The sequence below is a fragment of the Mycobacterium sp. P2_H7 genome (assembly GCF_056403275.1).
Genome location: NZ_JBFUFU010000017.1, coordinates 185,269 through 199,914, shown reverse-complemented (window position 1 = coordinate 199,914; position 14,646 = coordinate 185,269). Strand labels below are relative to the sequence as shown.

Here is a 14,646-nt window from a genome sequence, read left to right as displayed (position 1 = left end):
TCGTGACGGGTCGGCGGTCGCCCCGTTTGGCCCCGGCCGATGCCCAGATGTTCTGGATGTCGGCCAAGATCCCCAACGACACCATCCTGGTGTATGGGTTCGACGGTGTGCCAGCCGATCTGGACCGGGCACTCGACGAGCTCGTCGTGCAGGCACGCGCCAGTGTGGATCTGTCGCAGCGCATCGACGCCTCGTCGCGGCTGCACTACCCGAGCTGGGTGCCGTGCCCGGCCGACCGCTCCCGGTTCACCGTGCACGCACCCGGCGAGCGCACCTGGGCAGGCTGCCTGGCCGCCGTGCGTGCCGTGGTGGATGATCAGCTCGATCCGCGAGTGACGCCGTGGCGGCTGCACATCTTCGCCGGAATCGACGGCATCCCTGGCGTTTCCGGCCACGGGACCGTCGTGGCACTGCAGATCACCCACGCCCTCGGCGGCGGTGGGCGTACCTGCGCGCCGGCGGCACTGATGTTCGGCCGGGTGGGTGGGGTGGCGCCGGTGGTATCGCCTCGCATCGGCCCGCTGTCCTTGCCGTGGCGCAGCGTGCAAGCCGCCCGAGCGCACCGTGAGTTGGTGCAGGAGACCGAATCCGGACTGGTACCGCCGCCCGCTCCGGCGCGGGTGCCCTTGCGTACCAACGCGCGCCCTTCCGGCGTGCAGGCCATGCGGACCTTGGTGCGCCCACGGGCGTCCCTGTCCGGCGGCACGGTCACCGTGGTGGCGCTGGCCGGGATCGCCGAAGCCCTCGCCGCGCAACTGTCGGAGCTCGGCGAGGACGTGTCCGCACTCGGTGCGGAGGTCACGATGGCCAAACCCGGCCCGCGCCAGGCGTACAACCATTTCGGCACCGTCGGCGTCGGCCTGTCTCCCGAACTGGCGGCGGGGGAGCGCCGTACCGCCATCGCGGGTGAACTGGATGCGCGCAGGGCCCGCGCCGCACACCGTGCGATGCGGGCCTCCGACGAGGCCTTCGCCGCCACGCCGGCGCCCCTGTTGCGTTGGGGCATAGGGCAATTCGACCCGGCGACGCGGTCGGCGACGGTCACCGGGAATACGGTGGTGTCCAGCGTGAACTGTGGGCCCGCGGATTTCGCGTTCGGCGGCGCGCCGGTGCGGATGGCTGCGGCGTTTCCCGGGCTGTCCCCGATGGTGGGGCTGACCCACTGTGTCACCGGGGGCCGCACCCGTAATGGTTACGGGTGCGGCTCCACAAATCACGGGAGGAGCACGGCAGTCGCGGTGAGTTCGAGCAGCTGCTGAGGATGGATGAAGCTCGCGCAGCCGATCCAGGTGCTGGTCGGTCGGTGCTCACCGACCCAGTCCTTGAGCATCGGGGTGCACGCGGCCAGCGCCGGCATGTCGGTGGTGTAGATGGTCCAGGCCACCAAGCCTTCTCGGCCGGTATCGGCGGCGAGCAACGAACGCTCTAGAACGTCGAGCGCGTAGGCCATTTGGTCGGCGAAATCCTCACTCACCACATCGACTTCCCCGGTGGCATCGGTCAGCGGAGCAATACCCGACACGTACACCGTGCCGTTGGCGACGACCGTCTGCACGATGCCGAGATCATCGAACAGTTGCGGGCTGAGGTAGCCGATATCGGGTACCGAGCGGGTGATGGTCACCCGCTGATCATGTCAGGCCGAAGGCCGGGGATCGTTCGGATCATCGGGGTCGGGGTCGCCGAACCAGCGTGACGGTGCGCGCTGCCCGTATTCGTCGTGCCAGCACCACCATTCGTACGGTTTGGACTGCGGATAGCCGGCTGGGGAGTCCTCCCAGGTCTCCTGCCGGCCCAAGGCCGTCATGTCGAGGAAGTTCCAGGTGTTGACGAACACCTCGTCGCCGCGGCTGTCGATGAAGTAGGTGCGGTAGACGCGGTCACCGTCGCGGATGAACGCGTTGGTGCCGTGCCATTGGTCCACGCCGAAGTCGACATCAAAGGCGTTGTCGCCGGGAAGCATGGTGTACCACGGGATGTCCCAGCCCATCCGCTGCTTGATCCGGGCCAGATCGGCCTGCGACCCGCGTGAGGTATACACCAGCGTGGTGTCACGGGCATTGAGATGTGCCAGGTTGCCGATGTGGTCGGCCATCAGTGAGCAACCGACGCACCCGTGGTCGGGCCAGCCGTGCACGCCGGGGTCGACGAACGCCCGATAGACCAGAAGCTGTCGCCGGCCACCGAACAGATCGAGCAGACCGACCTGCCCATCGGGCCCGTCGAACACGTACTTTTTGTCCACGAGGGTCCACGGCATCCGTCGGCGTTCGGCCGCCAGCGCGTCCCGCGCCTTCGTGAAAGCCTTTTCCCTGAACAACATTTCGTCGAGTGCCTGCTGCCAATCGGCGGCAGAGACGATTGCCGGCTTGTTCATCGCCATCCCCCTAATTCAACCATTGTGTTGAATGTCTCGTATCCAGGGAAACACGGCCCGGCCGCTATAGTCAACAGAATGGTTGAAGATCAGATGCTCGACCGCGCTTACGCCGCGCTGGCCGACCCGACCCGCCGCAGCCTCCTTGCGGCGCTGCGCGACGGCGACGCGCGCATCACCGACTTGGCTGCCCCGCTGCCCATGACGTTCGCCGGGGTGTCGCGGCACGTCGGGGTGCTGGAGTCGGCCGGCCTGGTGCGCCGCGAAGTACGCGGCCGTGAGCACTGGCTGTCCCTGCAGCCCGACGGGCTGACCGCCGCACAGCGGTGGATCGACGAGCACACCGACTTCTGGTCGGCCCGAGGCGACGCACTGGCGGACCGGCTGCGTCGCAAGAGCGCCGCCAGAACCAAGAACACCACCCGATGACCGAGACCGTCACCGCCCGCGTTGCCCGTGTCATGGCGGCGACCCCAGAGGCGGTTTTCGACGAATGGCTGGACCCGGAGTCGTTGGCGGACTGGATGTGTCCGCGACCCGACAAGTGCGTGGCCGTCACCGTCGAACCACGTGTGGGCGGGAAGGTGCGGTTCGACGTCGACCACGCCGGCACGCTGGTCATCATCAGTGGCCAGTTCCTGGACATCGATCGGCCACGTCTGCTGCGCTTCACGTGGGCCAATTCGGACTGGCCGGATCCGACGGCGTCCAGCATCGTCACCGTAACTTTCGAGCCGCACGGCGAGCGCGAGACCTTGATGTCGATCGAACACACGCTGTTGCCGTCCGAGGTGTACCGCGACTTCCATAACGGCTGGGTCGGGGTGTGCGATCAGCTCGAGGAGTACCTAACTCGCTGAGCGCAGCGTCTCTATTCCGACGTCGAGCGCGTGTTCGAGGTAAGACAGGTCGCCGGTGGCCAGCAGGATGCCCACCCCGCCCTGAATTCCGGCCAGTAGCGCGGCCGAACTCTTCCGAGCGTCCACCCGTGCGGAGATCTTGCCTTGGGTCTGCATGTCCCGGATGCCGTCGGCGATCTCGTCATGCCAACGTTGCATCAAGGCGGTGGTGACGGCCTGCGCGCCCGGTGTGGTGCGGCCGATCTCGGACATCAGCATGCTCAGCGGGCAGCTCTGGCCCTGGCGCCGGTATCGGTCCACGACGGCCTCGCGCCAGCGCTGCCACGCCGCCCAGGACGTCAACGCACCCAGGTGGGGTTGTTGATCGGCGAGTACCTGTTCGGCCTCGTGCTGGGCCACCGCGAGGAGTAGTTGCTCCTTGCCGCCCGGGAAATAGTGGAACAGTTGACTCTTCGAGGTGCCGGTGCGGGCCCGGATGTCATCGAGGGTGGTCAGGGCCACACCGCGAGCGCGAATCTCGGTGGCGGCGCCCAGCACGATCCGGTCCCGGGTCGCCGCGCCTTTTGCGGTCAAAGTTTGGACTTGCGGGTCCATTTTCAAGGGACTACTTGTGGACTCATGAGTCCAAACACTACGCGGCTTGCGGGCCGCACAGCACTGGTAACAGGGTCCACCGGCGGTCTCGGTGTCGCCATCGCCAAGGCCTTGGCGGCCGAGGGCGCGCGGGTCATCGTCAGCGGCCGGGACAAGGCTCGCGGCGACGCCGTCGTCGGAGACATCCGGGCGGCCGGCGGGCAGGCCGAGTTCATCGCCGCCGATCTGGGCGCGGGTGAGGCGCAGGTACGCCGACTGGCCGAGGCGGCCGGGCCGGTCGACATCCTGGTGAACAACGCCGGTATCTGGTCGCTGCCGGTACCCACCGAAGCGGTGTCCGAAGAGACGCTGCTGGAGTCCTACCGGACCAACGTCCTCGCGCCGTTCCTGCTGACCGGCGCGCTGGCGCCCGCGATGGCACAGCGCGGCGGGGGAGCGGTGGTGAACATCGGCTCGATCACCGGACTGATCGGCGGCGACAAGTCGGCGCTGTACAGCTCCACCAAGGCGGCGGTGCATTCGCTGACCAAGTCGTGGGCCGCCGAGTACGGGCCGCAGGGTGTCCGCGTCAACGCCGTGGCGCCCGGCCCGATCGCCACCGACCGGGCACTGGAGGCCGCCGACCACGTCGCCCCGGTGCTGGCCCGCATCCCGTCGCGCCGGATGAGCACGCCGGACGAGGTGGCCGCGGCCGTGGTGTTCCTGGCCGGTGAAGACGCCGCGAACATCCACGGCGCGGTGCTCAGTGTGGATGGGGGGTGGGCGGCCGTGTAACAGATGCCTTAGATTCTGTTACGTGGCTGCTGATACTGCGATCCTGATTTTGCGCGTCGTTCTCGGTCTGACAATGGCCGCTCACGGCTACAACAAGTTCTTCGGCGGGGGGCGCATCCCCGGCACCGCGGGCTGGTTCGACAGCATCGGGATGAAGCCGGGTCTGTTCCACGCGCGGGTGGCGGCGAGCACCGAGATCGCCGCGGGCCTCGGATTGGCGCTGGGTCTGCTGACGCCGATCCCGGCCGCCGGCTTCGTCGCCCTGATGCTGGTGGCGGCCTGGACCGTGCACCGACACAACGGCTTCTTCATCGTGAAGGAAGGGTGGGAGTACAACCTCATCCTGGCCGTGGCCGCCGTCGCGATCGCGGGCACTGGTGCCGGTCGCTACAGCCTGGACCACCTGTTGTTCAGCACGACCGGCATCTACCAGTACCTGCACGGCTGGTGCGGGCTGGCGATCGCCGTGGTGCTGGGCCTGGCAGGCGGTATCGGCCAGCTGGCCATTTTCTTCCGCCCGCCCGCCAAGACCAGCTGAGTCGCAGGGCTTCCGCGCGCGCCCGTGTGATTTTCGTTACCGTGTGCTCGGGGTGACTGAATAGGGCTGAGAGCAGTGTCGCAACCCGTGAACGCGGGCGTACCTCTTTAGACTCCCCAGGGTATCGGCGGAAATGGTGCGAAGAGCGGGCTGACGTGGCGCTGAAGCTTGAGGACTATCTCGGCGAGAGCGGTCGGATCGAGTTGCCGACGGATACGACGATTTGTACGTATCTGGAACGCAATTTCGAGGCTGCCTCGCCCGCGGTCGCGTATCGGTACCTGGACTTCGGTCCAGACCGGAGCGTCCGGCGGATCGATTTGTCATGGCAGCACATGCGGCTGCGTGTCTCGGCTGTCGCCGCACGATTGCAGCAGGTCACCCGGCCCGGCGACCGGGCCGCCATCCTGGCTCCGCAGGGTATCGACTACGTGGTGGCATTCTTCGCCGCCATCCAGGCAGGCTGCATCGCCGTGCCCCTCTTCGCTCCCGAAATGGCCGGTCAGGCCGAGCGGCTCGACAACGTCATCGTCGATGCGCAGCCGACCGTCGTGCTGACGACCATGGACTGCGCCGAAACGGTCCGCGACTGTCTGCGCCGCCGGGCGGCCGGCCAACGCCCCCGCATGATGGCGGTCGACGCGGTCCCCGAGACGCTGGCGTCCGAGGTGCGGCCGGTGCCGATCGGGATGGACGACATCGCCTACCTGCAGTACACCTCGGGTTCCACCCGCAAGCCCGCCGGCGTGGAGATCACCCACCGGTCGGTCTGTACCAACGTGCTGCAGATGGTGATCGCCGTCGGGCTGGACTGGGACATCCGCAGCGTCAGCTGGCTGCCGCTGTTCCACGACATGGGCCTGCTGATGATCATGTTCCCGGCCCTGCTCGGTGGCCACATCACCCTGATGTCGCCGTCGGCGTTCATCCGGCGGCCCTACCGCTGGATCAAGGAACTCGGCTCCGACACCGAACCCGGCCGCACCTTCGCAGCGGCCCCCAACTTCGCCTTCGACCTCGCCGCCACGCGCGGCCTGCCCCCGGAGGGCGAGTCGCTGGACCTGAGCAACGTCGCGGGCCTGATCAACGGATCCGAACCGGTCAGTGCCGACTCCATCGGCCGATTCAACGAGGTGTTCGCGCCGTACGGTTTGGCGCCGACGGCCGTCAAACCGTCCTACGGATTGGCCGAGGCCACCCTCTTCGTGTCGACCACCGATCCGGCCGCGGCGCCGCGAGCGGTCGCCCTCGACCGTCACGAACTGGGTGCCGGCCACGCGGTGAAGACCGAGCCGACCGCCCCCACCGCCAACACCCACGTCTCGTGCGGCCGGATCGCGCCGAGCCAGTGGGCCGTCATCGTCGACGCATCGACCGGGACGGAGTTGGCCGACGGCGAGGTCGGCGAGATCTGGCTGCACGGGGACAACGTCGGCGCCGCCTACTGGCGCCGGCCGCAGGAGAGCGAAGCCACGTTCCGGAACAAATTGGAATCGACCTTGGCGGCGGGCAGCCACGCCGAGGGCACCGAGGCCGGCGCCCTGTGGTTGCGCACCGGCGACCTCGGGGTCTACCTCGACGGGGAACTCTTCATCACCGGACGCGTCAAAGATGTGCTCATCGTGGACGGGCGCAATCACTATCCGCAAGACATCGAACACACCGTCGCCGAGGCGACCCCGGCCGTGCGCGCCGGATTCGCGGTGGCGTTCTCGGTGCCCCTGGCCGGCGGCGAAGGTGTGGTGATCGTGGCCGAACGCGCCGTCGGTGCGGGCCGGGTGGACCCCGAGACGGTGGCGGCCGCGATCAGGGCGGCGGTGTCACGCGGCCACGGTTTGGCGATCGCCGACATCCGGCTCGTCAGTGCGGGCACGGTGCCGCGCACCACCAGCGGCAAGCTGGCCAGGCAGGCCGCGCGGTCGGAGTATCTGGCCGGAGCCTTCTAGGGTCATGCGGTTCGTGCGGCGGGTCGACGGGTTGACCTACGAGTTCGTCCGCCGCGATGATCCGGGATTCGGTGCCCTTCCCCCAGATGGGCTGTGGGCCAGCGCCAAAGGCGATAAGGGGTATGCCTACGACCTGAGGTCCGACGGGGAAGCCAGGTAGTCGACTACGCGTGCGGGCCGCGCCGCCTGCGGACGAAGATTCACCACGTGCCCCTGAGAAGAATTGTGGCGACCGTGCTGGGCTGCGCGGCGCTGCTGACCGCCGCCGGCTGCACGAAGGCCGAGGAGCGCGCCCCCGCGGGCAACGGGGCCGCCGCGGTCGCGGTGCAGGCCAGCCAACCTAGTTATGCCGCAGGGGAATCCGTACGGCTGACGGTGACGCTCACCAACACCTGGAGTCAAACCTGTCGGCTCACCACGTCGGCCATGGGTGGCATCAGCGTGCTCGAACTGACCCGGGAAGGCAGTCCGGTGGCGCCCCAGATGACCGAAGCCAGCTTCATCAGCGGGTTCGAGTCGGCGGTGGCCGCCACCTTGGTGGACGTCGAACCCGGCAAGACCGTCCGGTTCGACTTCGCAAGTGAGGACGGCACTTTGAACACCTATTCCGGCGATGTCGGCGGCGGCGCCGAGGTCAGTCTGTGGCCCGTGGCTGCGCCCGGTCGGTACACCTTGACCCTCGCCTACCTCCGGCCGCCGTTGCCCAAGGTGCCGGCCGACCCCTGCCAGGCCGGCGGGGCGAGCGCCACCGTCAACTTCACCGTGGCGTCGTCATGAGAGTCCTGCGCGCGGTGCTCCCCGTCGTTCTTGCTGCGGCGATGCTGTTGGTCGGCCAAGCGACTGCCGGAGCGAAGGTCGATGTCGCACCGGCCCTTCAAGCCGACTTCGCGGCATGTGCGGCGAAAATCGATGCTGCGGGGATAAAGATCGTCAACGATATCCAACGCAACGGCAAGGACAACAAGATCCTCACCGGCGGAGGTGATCAGGTTCTGCCGACGGATCCGACCGCGGTTCTCATCGGCGCGGGCAGCGGCGGGAAGCTGTACTGGGACCCATCCGAGACCGCGGAGCTCGAGAAGGGGGTGAATGCCGAAAAGTGCGCCGCCCTCGTGCACGAAGGAAAGCACCTGCTCGACTACAACAACGGCGAGACTCCCCGGGGCAAGTGTTTCTACACCGGCGCCGATGGTGTGCAGCAGGACACGCGCATTGCCGCCAGCGAGGTCAACGCCACCTACGCCGAGAACCAGTACCGTCGCGCTGTCGGTCTGCCGCCACGCACCCAATATGCCTTGAGTCCGCTGCCGCCGAACAATGCCCCGTGCGAAAAGGAGAAGCCAAAGGAGCGGCCGCCGAACTCCGGCTGTTCGGTTGTTGCGGTGGGCGCCCCCTGCGCGGGCAGCAACGGCGATCCACACCTGACCACCTTCGACGGGTTCCGCTACGACCAGATGGCGGCCGGTGAGTTCACCCTCGTGCGCTCGCAGGTGTCCGGTCTGCGAATCCAGGCTCGCCAGACTGCGTTTCCCGGTTCGCGCGACGTCACCCTGAACACCGCCGTCGCTGCCGAGGTGGCCGGTGACCGCGTGGGCGTGTATCTGGTCGACGGCACCATGGAAGTGCACGTCAACGCGAAGGCAGTGCAGGTGCCGGCCGCGGGACTCACGTTGCCGCACCGGGGAGTCGTGGGTACCGACGACGATGCGGTCCGGGTGGACTGGCCGGACGGGTCGACGCTGGAGGTGCGCCCCATCGGCCGGTGGGGGCTGAGCCTGATTGTCGGGCTTGCCGAGTCGCACCGCGGAAAGACCAGCGGGCTGCTGGGGAACTTCAACGGCGACGACGGCGACGACCTCGCCCTCAGTGACGGAAAACCGTTGGGCGGCAGCGGATTCGATGACCTGTATCCGCGCTTCGCCGACAGCTGGCGGATCGGTGCACAAGAGTCGCTGTTCGACTACCAGCCCGGTCAGAGCACGCAGACTTTCACCGATCGCAGCCTGCCGGAACGGCCGATCGTCGCCAACCTGCCCTACCGAAAGTCCGCCGAACTGATCTGCCGCCGCGCGGGCGTCACCGACCCCGCGGTACTGGACGGCTGCATCGTCGACGTCGCCTTGACCGGTCAGTCGGTATTCGCCACCGACGCTGCGGCAGCCCAGAGGGTATCTGCGGCAGGCAGTGTGGCCCTGGACAGCGGTGGCGCACCCGCACGTACCACCGTCCAGGGCATCGCCGGCCAGCGGTTGTTCGTCGATGCTGTCCGCAGCACGGTGCCAGACCAGTGCGGCGTGCTGCAATTGGTGGGCCCGGACGGTGTGAAACTCAACACCGGCTGCCTGAACGGCGGAACGGGCTACATCGACGGCACCGTGCTCCCCACCTCGGGTGAGTACGCGATCGTGGTGGCGCCGGTGGGCTCAGATACCGGCCGAACCGAGCTGCAGACCTACGTGAGCATCGACCAAGCACTGGATATCAAGGCCGGTGGCCCGGCGGTCACGGCAACGATCACGTCACCGGGTGCCTTGAGCAGCAGCAACTTTCGTGGTAGCGCAGGACAGAAGGTGTTCGTCACGGCATCAGAGTCCACGGTGCCCGATCAGTGTGCGGCCCTTCAGTTGTTCGGCCCGGACGGAACGCGCATCGAGACCGGCTGTCTGGCCCAGGGCGACGGCTTTCTCGACGGCATCGAGCTCCCTACCGACGGTGAATACCGCATCGTCTTCGACCCCGCCGGCCGCGATACCGGAACTGTTCAACTGCGTCTGAACACCGCCGTAGACCAAACGGGTACGGTGCGCATCAACGGGTCCCCGGCGACCGCGACGATCGCCCAACCCGGGGCGACCAGCCGGCTCACCTTCGACGGCGCTGCGGGACAAGAGGTCACGGTGGAGGCGACCGATTCCACGCTGCCGGGGCAATGCGGCATCCTGGAACTGCGAAACCCGAGCGGGGATGTCATATCGCGAGGATGCGTGGTGGGCGGTAGCGGTAGCACCGATCCGGTGAATCTGCCGATCGGCGGGCGGTACACTGCCGTTGTCGATCCGGCCGAGGACTGTGTCGGCAGCGCGAGGATCGTCGTCCGCAGCTAACGCACCAACCGCAGCCGCTGCTCGGCCAGTCGCACCGAAACCCGTTGGCCCCAGGACAACGTCAGCGCGTCGGCTTCGATACCGTCGCCGAAGGCGACCAAGCGGTCGGACTCCACATCGATGGTCAGTTCGGCGGCGGTCAGGGCGCCTTCGACCAGGGCGGTGCCGGTCGCGGGTGACGGCCAGGCCTCCCTCACGAACCACACCAGCCGTGGATCGGTCGGCCCGGGTAGCGGTAGTGCACTGTGCCGGCCTTGCCAGACCGACCGGCACCAGCCGCTCGCGCCGGTACCGGTGGAGACGATCAGGCCCGACGAGGCCTGCCGTTCGGTGTGCCCGTCCGGGAGATTCAGTGTGTAGCGGGCGGTCTGGTGGCTGGCATGCCCGACGAAGATCTCGTTGACCGCCATCAGCCGTTGCCCGTCGTCGGTGCCGGCTTGCACCATCGCCCGCAGTTGTACCTCGGCATCCCCGTGTACCGCGGCGCGCATCAGCGGGCCGGCGGCGTCGGGGGAGTGCGTCACCAGGACCCCGGCATTGCGTCCGGGCTCAGGGTCCACGCCGATCACGGGTTGTCCGTCAAGATATTTGGCGACATTGGCGACCAGTCCGTCCTGCCCGACGACGACGACCACGTCGGCGGGTTCGAAAAGGAAGCGGGACAGGTCGGCCCGCTCCACCCGGCCACGCCGCCAATCCACCGGGATCCCGGCGGCGACAGCGGTGAGCGCGGATTGGGTTCGGGCGTGCCGGGTTTCGAGCTCATCGATGTCACGGCCCCTGCTGCGTAGGAAGAAGGCCGCCTGGCCGTGGGTGCCGTGCCGGGCCAACGCATCGTCGAGTTCGGTGCGCCGGTGCACGACCACCACCCGCGGCGCGAGACTGGTCATTGCCCGGCTCCCAACCGGGCCAGCACAGGAGCCAGCAGATCCGGGGTCAGCACCAGGTGCTCGATCTTCGGCAGATTCACCGCCAGCTCCTTGAGCGCCAGGCCCAGCAGCGTCGCCTCGCTCAGGTCGCGGTAAGCGAGCAGTCGCGCCGCTTCGGCGGCGGCCTCGGCCTCGCCGACCAGGCGGGCGGCTTGCGCCTTGGCCTCGGCCAGCGCCACTTCGCGGTGTGCCTTCGCCTCGGTGGCGATCGCGTCGGCCGCCCACGATTCCTGGGTCTTGAGCCGATCGTTGGCGCCGTTCTGGGCCACCAATTCCTCTTCGCGCCGGGCCAGTTCGATCTTGGTCTGCAGCTCGTTCTCGCCGATGGCGCGTTCGCGTTCGACTGCCAGGGCGCGTCTCTCGAACGTCGCCTTGTCGGCGTCCTGCTGCACCTGTTCGCGGGTCGGTGTCTGCAGCGCGCGTTCGACGTCCGGTTCGGGCCGCATCGCCACCACCCGAACGCCGATCACCTCGATCCCGGTTTCGGTCAGCCGGGTGTCGGCCGCCAACCCGGTGCTCATCCGTTCACGCACCGCACTGATCCCGTCGATCAGGGCGACGGTCAAGGTGGTGCGGGCGAGCAGGTCCAGGCCGTGCTGTTGAGCGGATTCGGTGAGCAGCGCGGCCACCTGTTCCAGTGGGGTCCCACGCCAGCGGCCGGTATCGGTGTCGATTGCGAAGTCGATGCGCTGGGCGGCCAGCGCCGGGTCGACCACCCGGTAGGTCACCGTGGCCTGCACCGTGACGTCCTGGAAGTCGGCGGTGCGGGCGTGGAACAGCAGGGGCAGCTCTCGATCGTCGAGCGGGACCTCCGACATCGCGGCGGTCAGCGGGCGGAACCAGAACGCCAGCCCGGCTCCGTCGCGCACCACCTTCCCGCGGCGCAGCGCCCGGATGTGCGCGGTCGGCGCCACCCGCAGGTGACGGATCAGTGGGTAACGGGTGATAACGGCCATGGTGGCCACCTCCTTTATCGTCAATGCGACGATAAGCCGAGGTATGGCTTTTCGTCAATATGACGATTACCGTGGCGCCGTGGCGTACGACTCGCAGAACTATCCGGCCGTCGCGGTGACTGTGGACCTGGTCGCGCTGACCATCCGCGACGACGTCCTGTGCGTGCTGGCCATCCGGCGCGGCGAGGCGCCGTATGCCGGCCAGTGGGCGCTGCCCGGCGGGTTCGTGCGCCCGGGTGAGGACCTGGATGCGGCGGCCACCCGCGAACTCGTCGAGGAAACGGGGATCGGCACCTCGCGGCTGCACCTGGAGCAGCTCGCGACCTACGGTGCGCCGCAACGTGACCCACGCATGCGTGTCATCACGGTCGCCTACCTGGGCCTCGCTCCCGACCTACCGTTGCCCGTGGCGGGCGGAGACGCGGCGGGGGCCCGATGGGCGCCCGTGGACGAATTGCTGGCCGCCCCGCTGGCCTTCGACCACGGCCGGATTCTTGCCGACGGACTGGAACGGGCCCGGGCCAAGTTCGAGTACACCCCGCTGGCCACCACCTTCTGCCCCGATGAGTTCACCGTCGCCGAGCTGCGTCGCGTCTATGAGATCGTGTGGGGCGCAACGCTGGACAGCAGGAACTTTCACCGCAAGGTCACCGGGGCGGAAGGCTTCTTGTTGCCGACCGGGGCAACCACCGGGCGCGACGGTGGGCGACCCGCAGCTCTGTACCGACGCGGTGACCTGCAATTACTGCATCCGCCGATGCTCCGTGCCTGATCCGGGCCGCACCGTTCCCGGCGAAGTGATTCCCTCGGTTTAGAACACGTTCTAGTCTGACCGGCATGGGTTTTTTGAAACAGGAAACGCCCCAGATCGACTTCGAGCAGTGGAGCAAGGGCACCCGGGCGGAGAAGATCCGGCCGATGGCCCGGCACTGGGCCGAGGTCGGCTTCGGCACACCCGTCGCGCTGCACCTGTTCTACGTCGTCAAGATCCTGGCCTACATCCTCGGTGGCTGGCTGGTGGTGCTCAGTACCCGAGGTGTCGACGGCTTCACCGATGTCGCGCAGTGGTACGCCGAGCCCGTCGTGTATCAGAAGATCGTCTTCTACACGATGCTGTTCGAGGTCGTCGGCCTCGGTTGCGGTTTCGGCCCGCTGAACAACAGGTTCTTCCCGCCCCTGGGGTCCATCCTGTACTGGTTGCGGCCCAAGACGATTCGGCTGCCACCGTGGCCCGGGCGCATCCCGTTGACGGCCGGGGACACCCGCACGCCGGTGGACGTGGCGCTCTACGGCGCGCTGCTGGTCGTACTGCTGATCGCCATCTTCTCTGATGGCACCGGGCCCATCCCCGTACTCGGCTCCACCGTCGGGGTGCTGCCGGTCTGGCAGACGGCGGCGATTGTCGGACTGCTCGCGCTGGCCGGGCTGCGCGACAAGGTGATCTTCCTGGCCGCCCGCGGCGAGGTGTACTGCTCGCTGGCGGTCTGCTTCCTGTTCGCCGGGGCCGACATCGTGATCGCCGCCAAGCTGGTGTGCCTGGTCATCTGGATGGGCGCGGCCACTTCCAAACTCAACAAGCATTTCCCGTTCGTCATCTCCACGATGATGAGCAACAATCCGGTCTTCCGTTCACCGGCGATCAAACGAAAGTTCTTCGAGCACTTCCCCGACGACCTGCGCCCCGGCCCGCCGTCGCGCTTCATCGGGCATTTCTCCACGGCCATCGAAGGACTGGTCCCGCTGGTGCTGTTCTTCTCCCACGGCGGCTGGCCCACCTACATCGCAGCATTCATCATGCTGTGCTTCCATTTCGGCATCTTGAGCTCGATCCCCATGGGCGTACCGCTGGAGTGGAACGTCTTCATGATGTTCTCGGTGTTCACCCTGTTCGTCGGGCAGGCCGGCATCGGGCTCACCGACCTGCAAAGCCCATGGCCCATCATCCTTTTCGCGGTGGTCGCCGGCACCGTGGCGGTGGGCAACATGTTCCCGCGCAAGGTCTCGTTCCTGCCGGGCATGCGCTACTACGCCGGTAACTGGGACACCTCGCTGTGGTGCATCAAACCCTCGGCCGACGAGAAGATCGCGAAGGGCGTCGTCGCCATCGCCAGCATGCCCGCCGCCCAGTTGGAGCGGTTCTACGGCAGCAAGGAGGCCGCGCAGATCCCGCTCTACATGGGATATGCCTTCCGCTCCTTCAACACTCACGGCCGAGCGCTGTTCACCCTGGCTCACCGCGCCATGGCCGGACACAACGAGGACGACTACACCCTGACCGACGGCGAACGCATCGTCAGCACCGCCATCGGCTGGAACTTCGGTGACGGGCACATGAGCAACGAACAACTGGTGGCCGCGCTGCAGGCGCGTTGCCACTTCGAGCCCGGCGAGGTGCGCATCGTCATGCTCGACGCGCAGCCCATCCACCGCCAGACCCAGCAGTACCGTCTCGTCGACGCCGCCACAGGCCAGTTCGAATCCGGCTACGTGAAGGTTGCCGACATGGTGGTTCGCCAGCCCTGGCAGGACGACGTGCCCGTCTACGACGTGAAGCCTTGATAAGACTGT

16 protein-coding genes are annotated in these 14,646 nt (G+C 67.6%); 11 read left to right on the top strand and 5 right to left on the bottom strand.

What is annotated here, in order from left to right; all coding sequences use genetic code 11:
* Nucleotides 1–2 precede the first annotated feature (2 nt).
* Nucleotides 3–1,259, top strand: coding sequence for a DUF1298 domain-containing protein (locus AC1DY7_RS24740; protein WP_477496376.1), 1,257 nt, complete (start codon nt 3–5; stop codon nt 1,257–1,259).
* On the opposite strand, the gene AC1DY7_RS24735 is transcribed toward AC1DY7_RS24740, so the two are convergent.
* Together AC1DY7_RS24735 and AC1DY7_RS24730 are read right to left on the bottom strand one after the other, a co-directional pair.
* Nucleotides 1,214–1,624: a RidA family protein gene (locus tag AC1DY7_RS24735; protein ID WP_477496375.1), complete on the bottom strand. Its 411-nt coding sequence runs from the start codon at nt 1,622–1,624 to the stop codon at nt 1,214–1,216. The genes AC1DY7_RS24740 and AC1DY7_RS24735 overlap by 46 nt on opposite strands.
* 12 nt (nt 1,625–1,636) lie before the next feature.
* On the bottom strand, nt 1,637–2,377 hold the full coding sequence (locus tag AC1DY7_RS24730; RefSeq protein ID WP_477496374.1) for a DUF899 domain-containing protein: 741 nt from the start codon (nt 2,375–2,377) through the stop codon (nt 1,637–1,639).
* A gap of 78 nt (nt 2,378–2,455) precedes the next feature.
* Between AC1DY7_RS24730 and AC1DY7_RS24725 the strand changes: the two genes are divergently transcribed.
* Both AC1DY7_RS24725 and AC1DY7_RS24720 read left to right on the top strand, forming a co-directional pair.
* Nucleotides 2,456–2,806, top strand: a complete 351-nt coding sequence (locus AC1DY7_RS24725) for an ArsR/SmtB family transcription factor (RefSeq protein ID WP_477496373.1) — start codon at nt 2,456–2,458, stop codon at nt 2,804–2,806.
* Nucleotides 2,803–3,237, top strand: a complete 435-nt coding sequence (locus AC1DY7_RS24720) for an SRPBCC family protein (RefSeq protein WP_477496372.1) — start codon at nt 2,803–2,805, stop codon at nt 3,235–3,237. The genes AC1DY7_RS24725 and AC1DY7_RS24720 overlap by 4 nt, the downstream gene beginning before the upstream one ends.
* On the opposite strand, the gene AC1DY7_RS24715 is transcribed toward AC1DY7_RS24720, so the two are convergent.
* A complete protein-coding gene (locus tag AC1DY7_RS24715) occupies nt 3,226–3,831 on the bottom strand; it encodes a TetR/AcrR family transcriptional regulator (RefSeq protein ID WP_477496371.1) in 606 nt (201 codons plus the stop codon). The genes AC1DY7_RS24720 and AC1DY7_RS24715 overlap by 12 nt on opposite strands.
* 24 nt (nt 3,832–3,855) lie before the next feature.
* Here AC1DY7_RS24715 and AC1DY7_RS24710 point away from each other — a divergent pair, with 24 nt between their 5' ends.
* The 6 genes from AC1DY7_RS24710 (at nt 3,856) to AC1DY7_RS24685 (ending at nt 10,193) form a co-directional block, all read left to right on the top strand.
* On the top strand, nt 3,856–4,605 hold the full coding sequence (locus tag AC1DY7_RS24710) for an SDR family NAD(P)-dependent oxidoreductase (protein WP_477496370.1): 750 nt from the start codon (nt 3,856–3,858) through the stop codon (nt 4,603–4,605).
* On the top strand, nt 4,583–5,143 hold the full coding sequence (locus tag AC1DY7_RS24705) for a DoxX family protein (protein WP_477496369.1): 561 nt from the start codon (nt 4,583–4,585) through the stop codon (nt 5,141–5,143). Before AC1DY7_RS24710 ends, AC1DY7_RS24705 begins: the two co-directional genes overlap by 23 nt.
* A 155-nt stretch (nt 5,144–5,298) precedes the next feature.
* Nucleotides 5,299–7,089: a fatty acyl-AMP ligase gene (locus AC1DY7_RS24700; protein ID WP_477496368.1), complete on the top strand. Its 1,791-nt coding sequence runs from the start codon at nt 5,299–5,301 to the stop codon at nt 7,087–7,089.
* A 4-nt stretch (nt 7,090–7,093) separates the two neighbouring features.
* Nucleotides 7,094–7,249: a hypothetical protein gene (locus AC1DY7_RS24695; protein ID WP_477496367.1), complete on the top strand. Its 156-nt coding sequence runs from the start codon at nt 7,094–7,096 to the stop codon at nt 7,247–7,249.
* Between the two features lie 47 nt (nt 7,250–7,296).
* Nucleotides 7,297–7,866 (top strand): hypothetical protein, encoded by a 570-nt coding sequence (locus tag AC1DY7_RS24690; protein WP_477496366.1) that lies wholly within the window; start codon nt 7,297–7,299, stop codon nt 7,864–7,866.
* Complete coding sequence (locus AC1DY7_RS24685) at nt 7,863–10,193, top strand: VWD domain-containing protein (RefSeq protein WP_477496365.1); 2,331 nt, start codon at nt 7,863–7,865, stop codon at nt 10,191–10,193. Before AC1DY7_RS24690 ends, AC1DY7_RS24685 begins: the two co-directional genes overlap by 4 nt.
* Here AC1DY7_RS24685 and AC1DY7_RS24680 read toward each other — a convergent pair.
* Nucleotides 10,190–11,083 (bottom strand): NAD(+)/NADH kinase, encoded by an 894-nt coding sequence (locus AC1DY7_RS24680; RefSeq protein WP_477496364.1) that lies wholly within the window; start codon nt 11,081–11,083, stop codon nt 10,190–10,192. The genes AC1DY7_RS24685 and AC1DY7_RS24680 overlap by 4 nt on opposite strands.
* Nucleotides 11,080–12,078 (bottom strand): SPFH domain-containing protein, encoded by a 999-nt coding sequence (locus tag AC1DY7_RS24675; RefSeq protein WP_477496363.1) that lies wholly within the window; start codon nt 12,076–12,078, stop codon nt 11,080–11,082. Before AC1DY7_RS24675 ends, AC1DY7_RS24680 begins: the two co-directional genes overlap by 4 nt.
* Nucleotides 12,079–12,157: 79 nt before the next feature.
* Here AC1DY7_RS24675 and AC1DY7_RS24670 point away from each other — a divergent pair, with 79 nt between their 5' ends.
* Nucleotides 12,158–12,850 carry an NUDIX hydrolase gene (locus AC1DY7_RS24670; protein WP_477496362.1) on the top strand — a complete coding sequence of 231 codons (693 nt, stop codon included), beginning with the start codon at nt 12,158–12,160 and terminating at the stop codon, nt 12,848–12,850.
* Nucleotides 12,851–12,915: 65 nt separating this feature from the next.
* Entirely contained in the window at nt 12,916–14,637 is a 1,722-nt protein-coding gene (locus tag AC1DY7_RS24665; protein WP_477496361.1) for a DUF3556 domain-containing protein, read from the top strand.
* Nucleotides 14,638–14,646 lie beyond the last annotated feature (9 nt).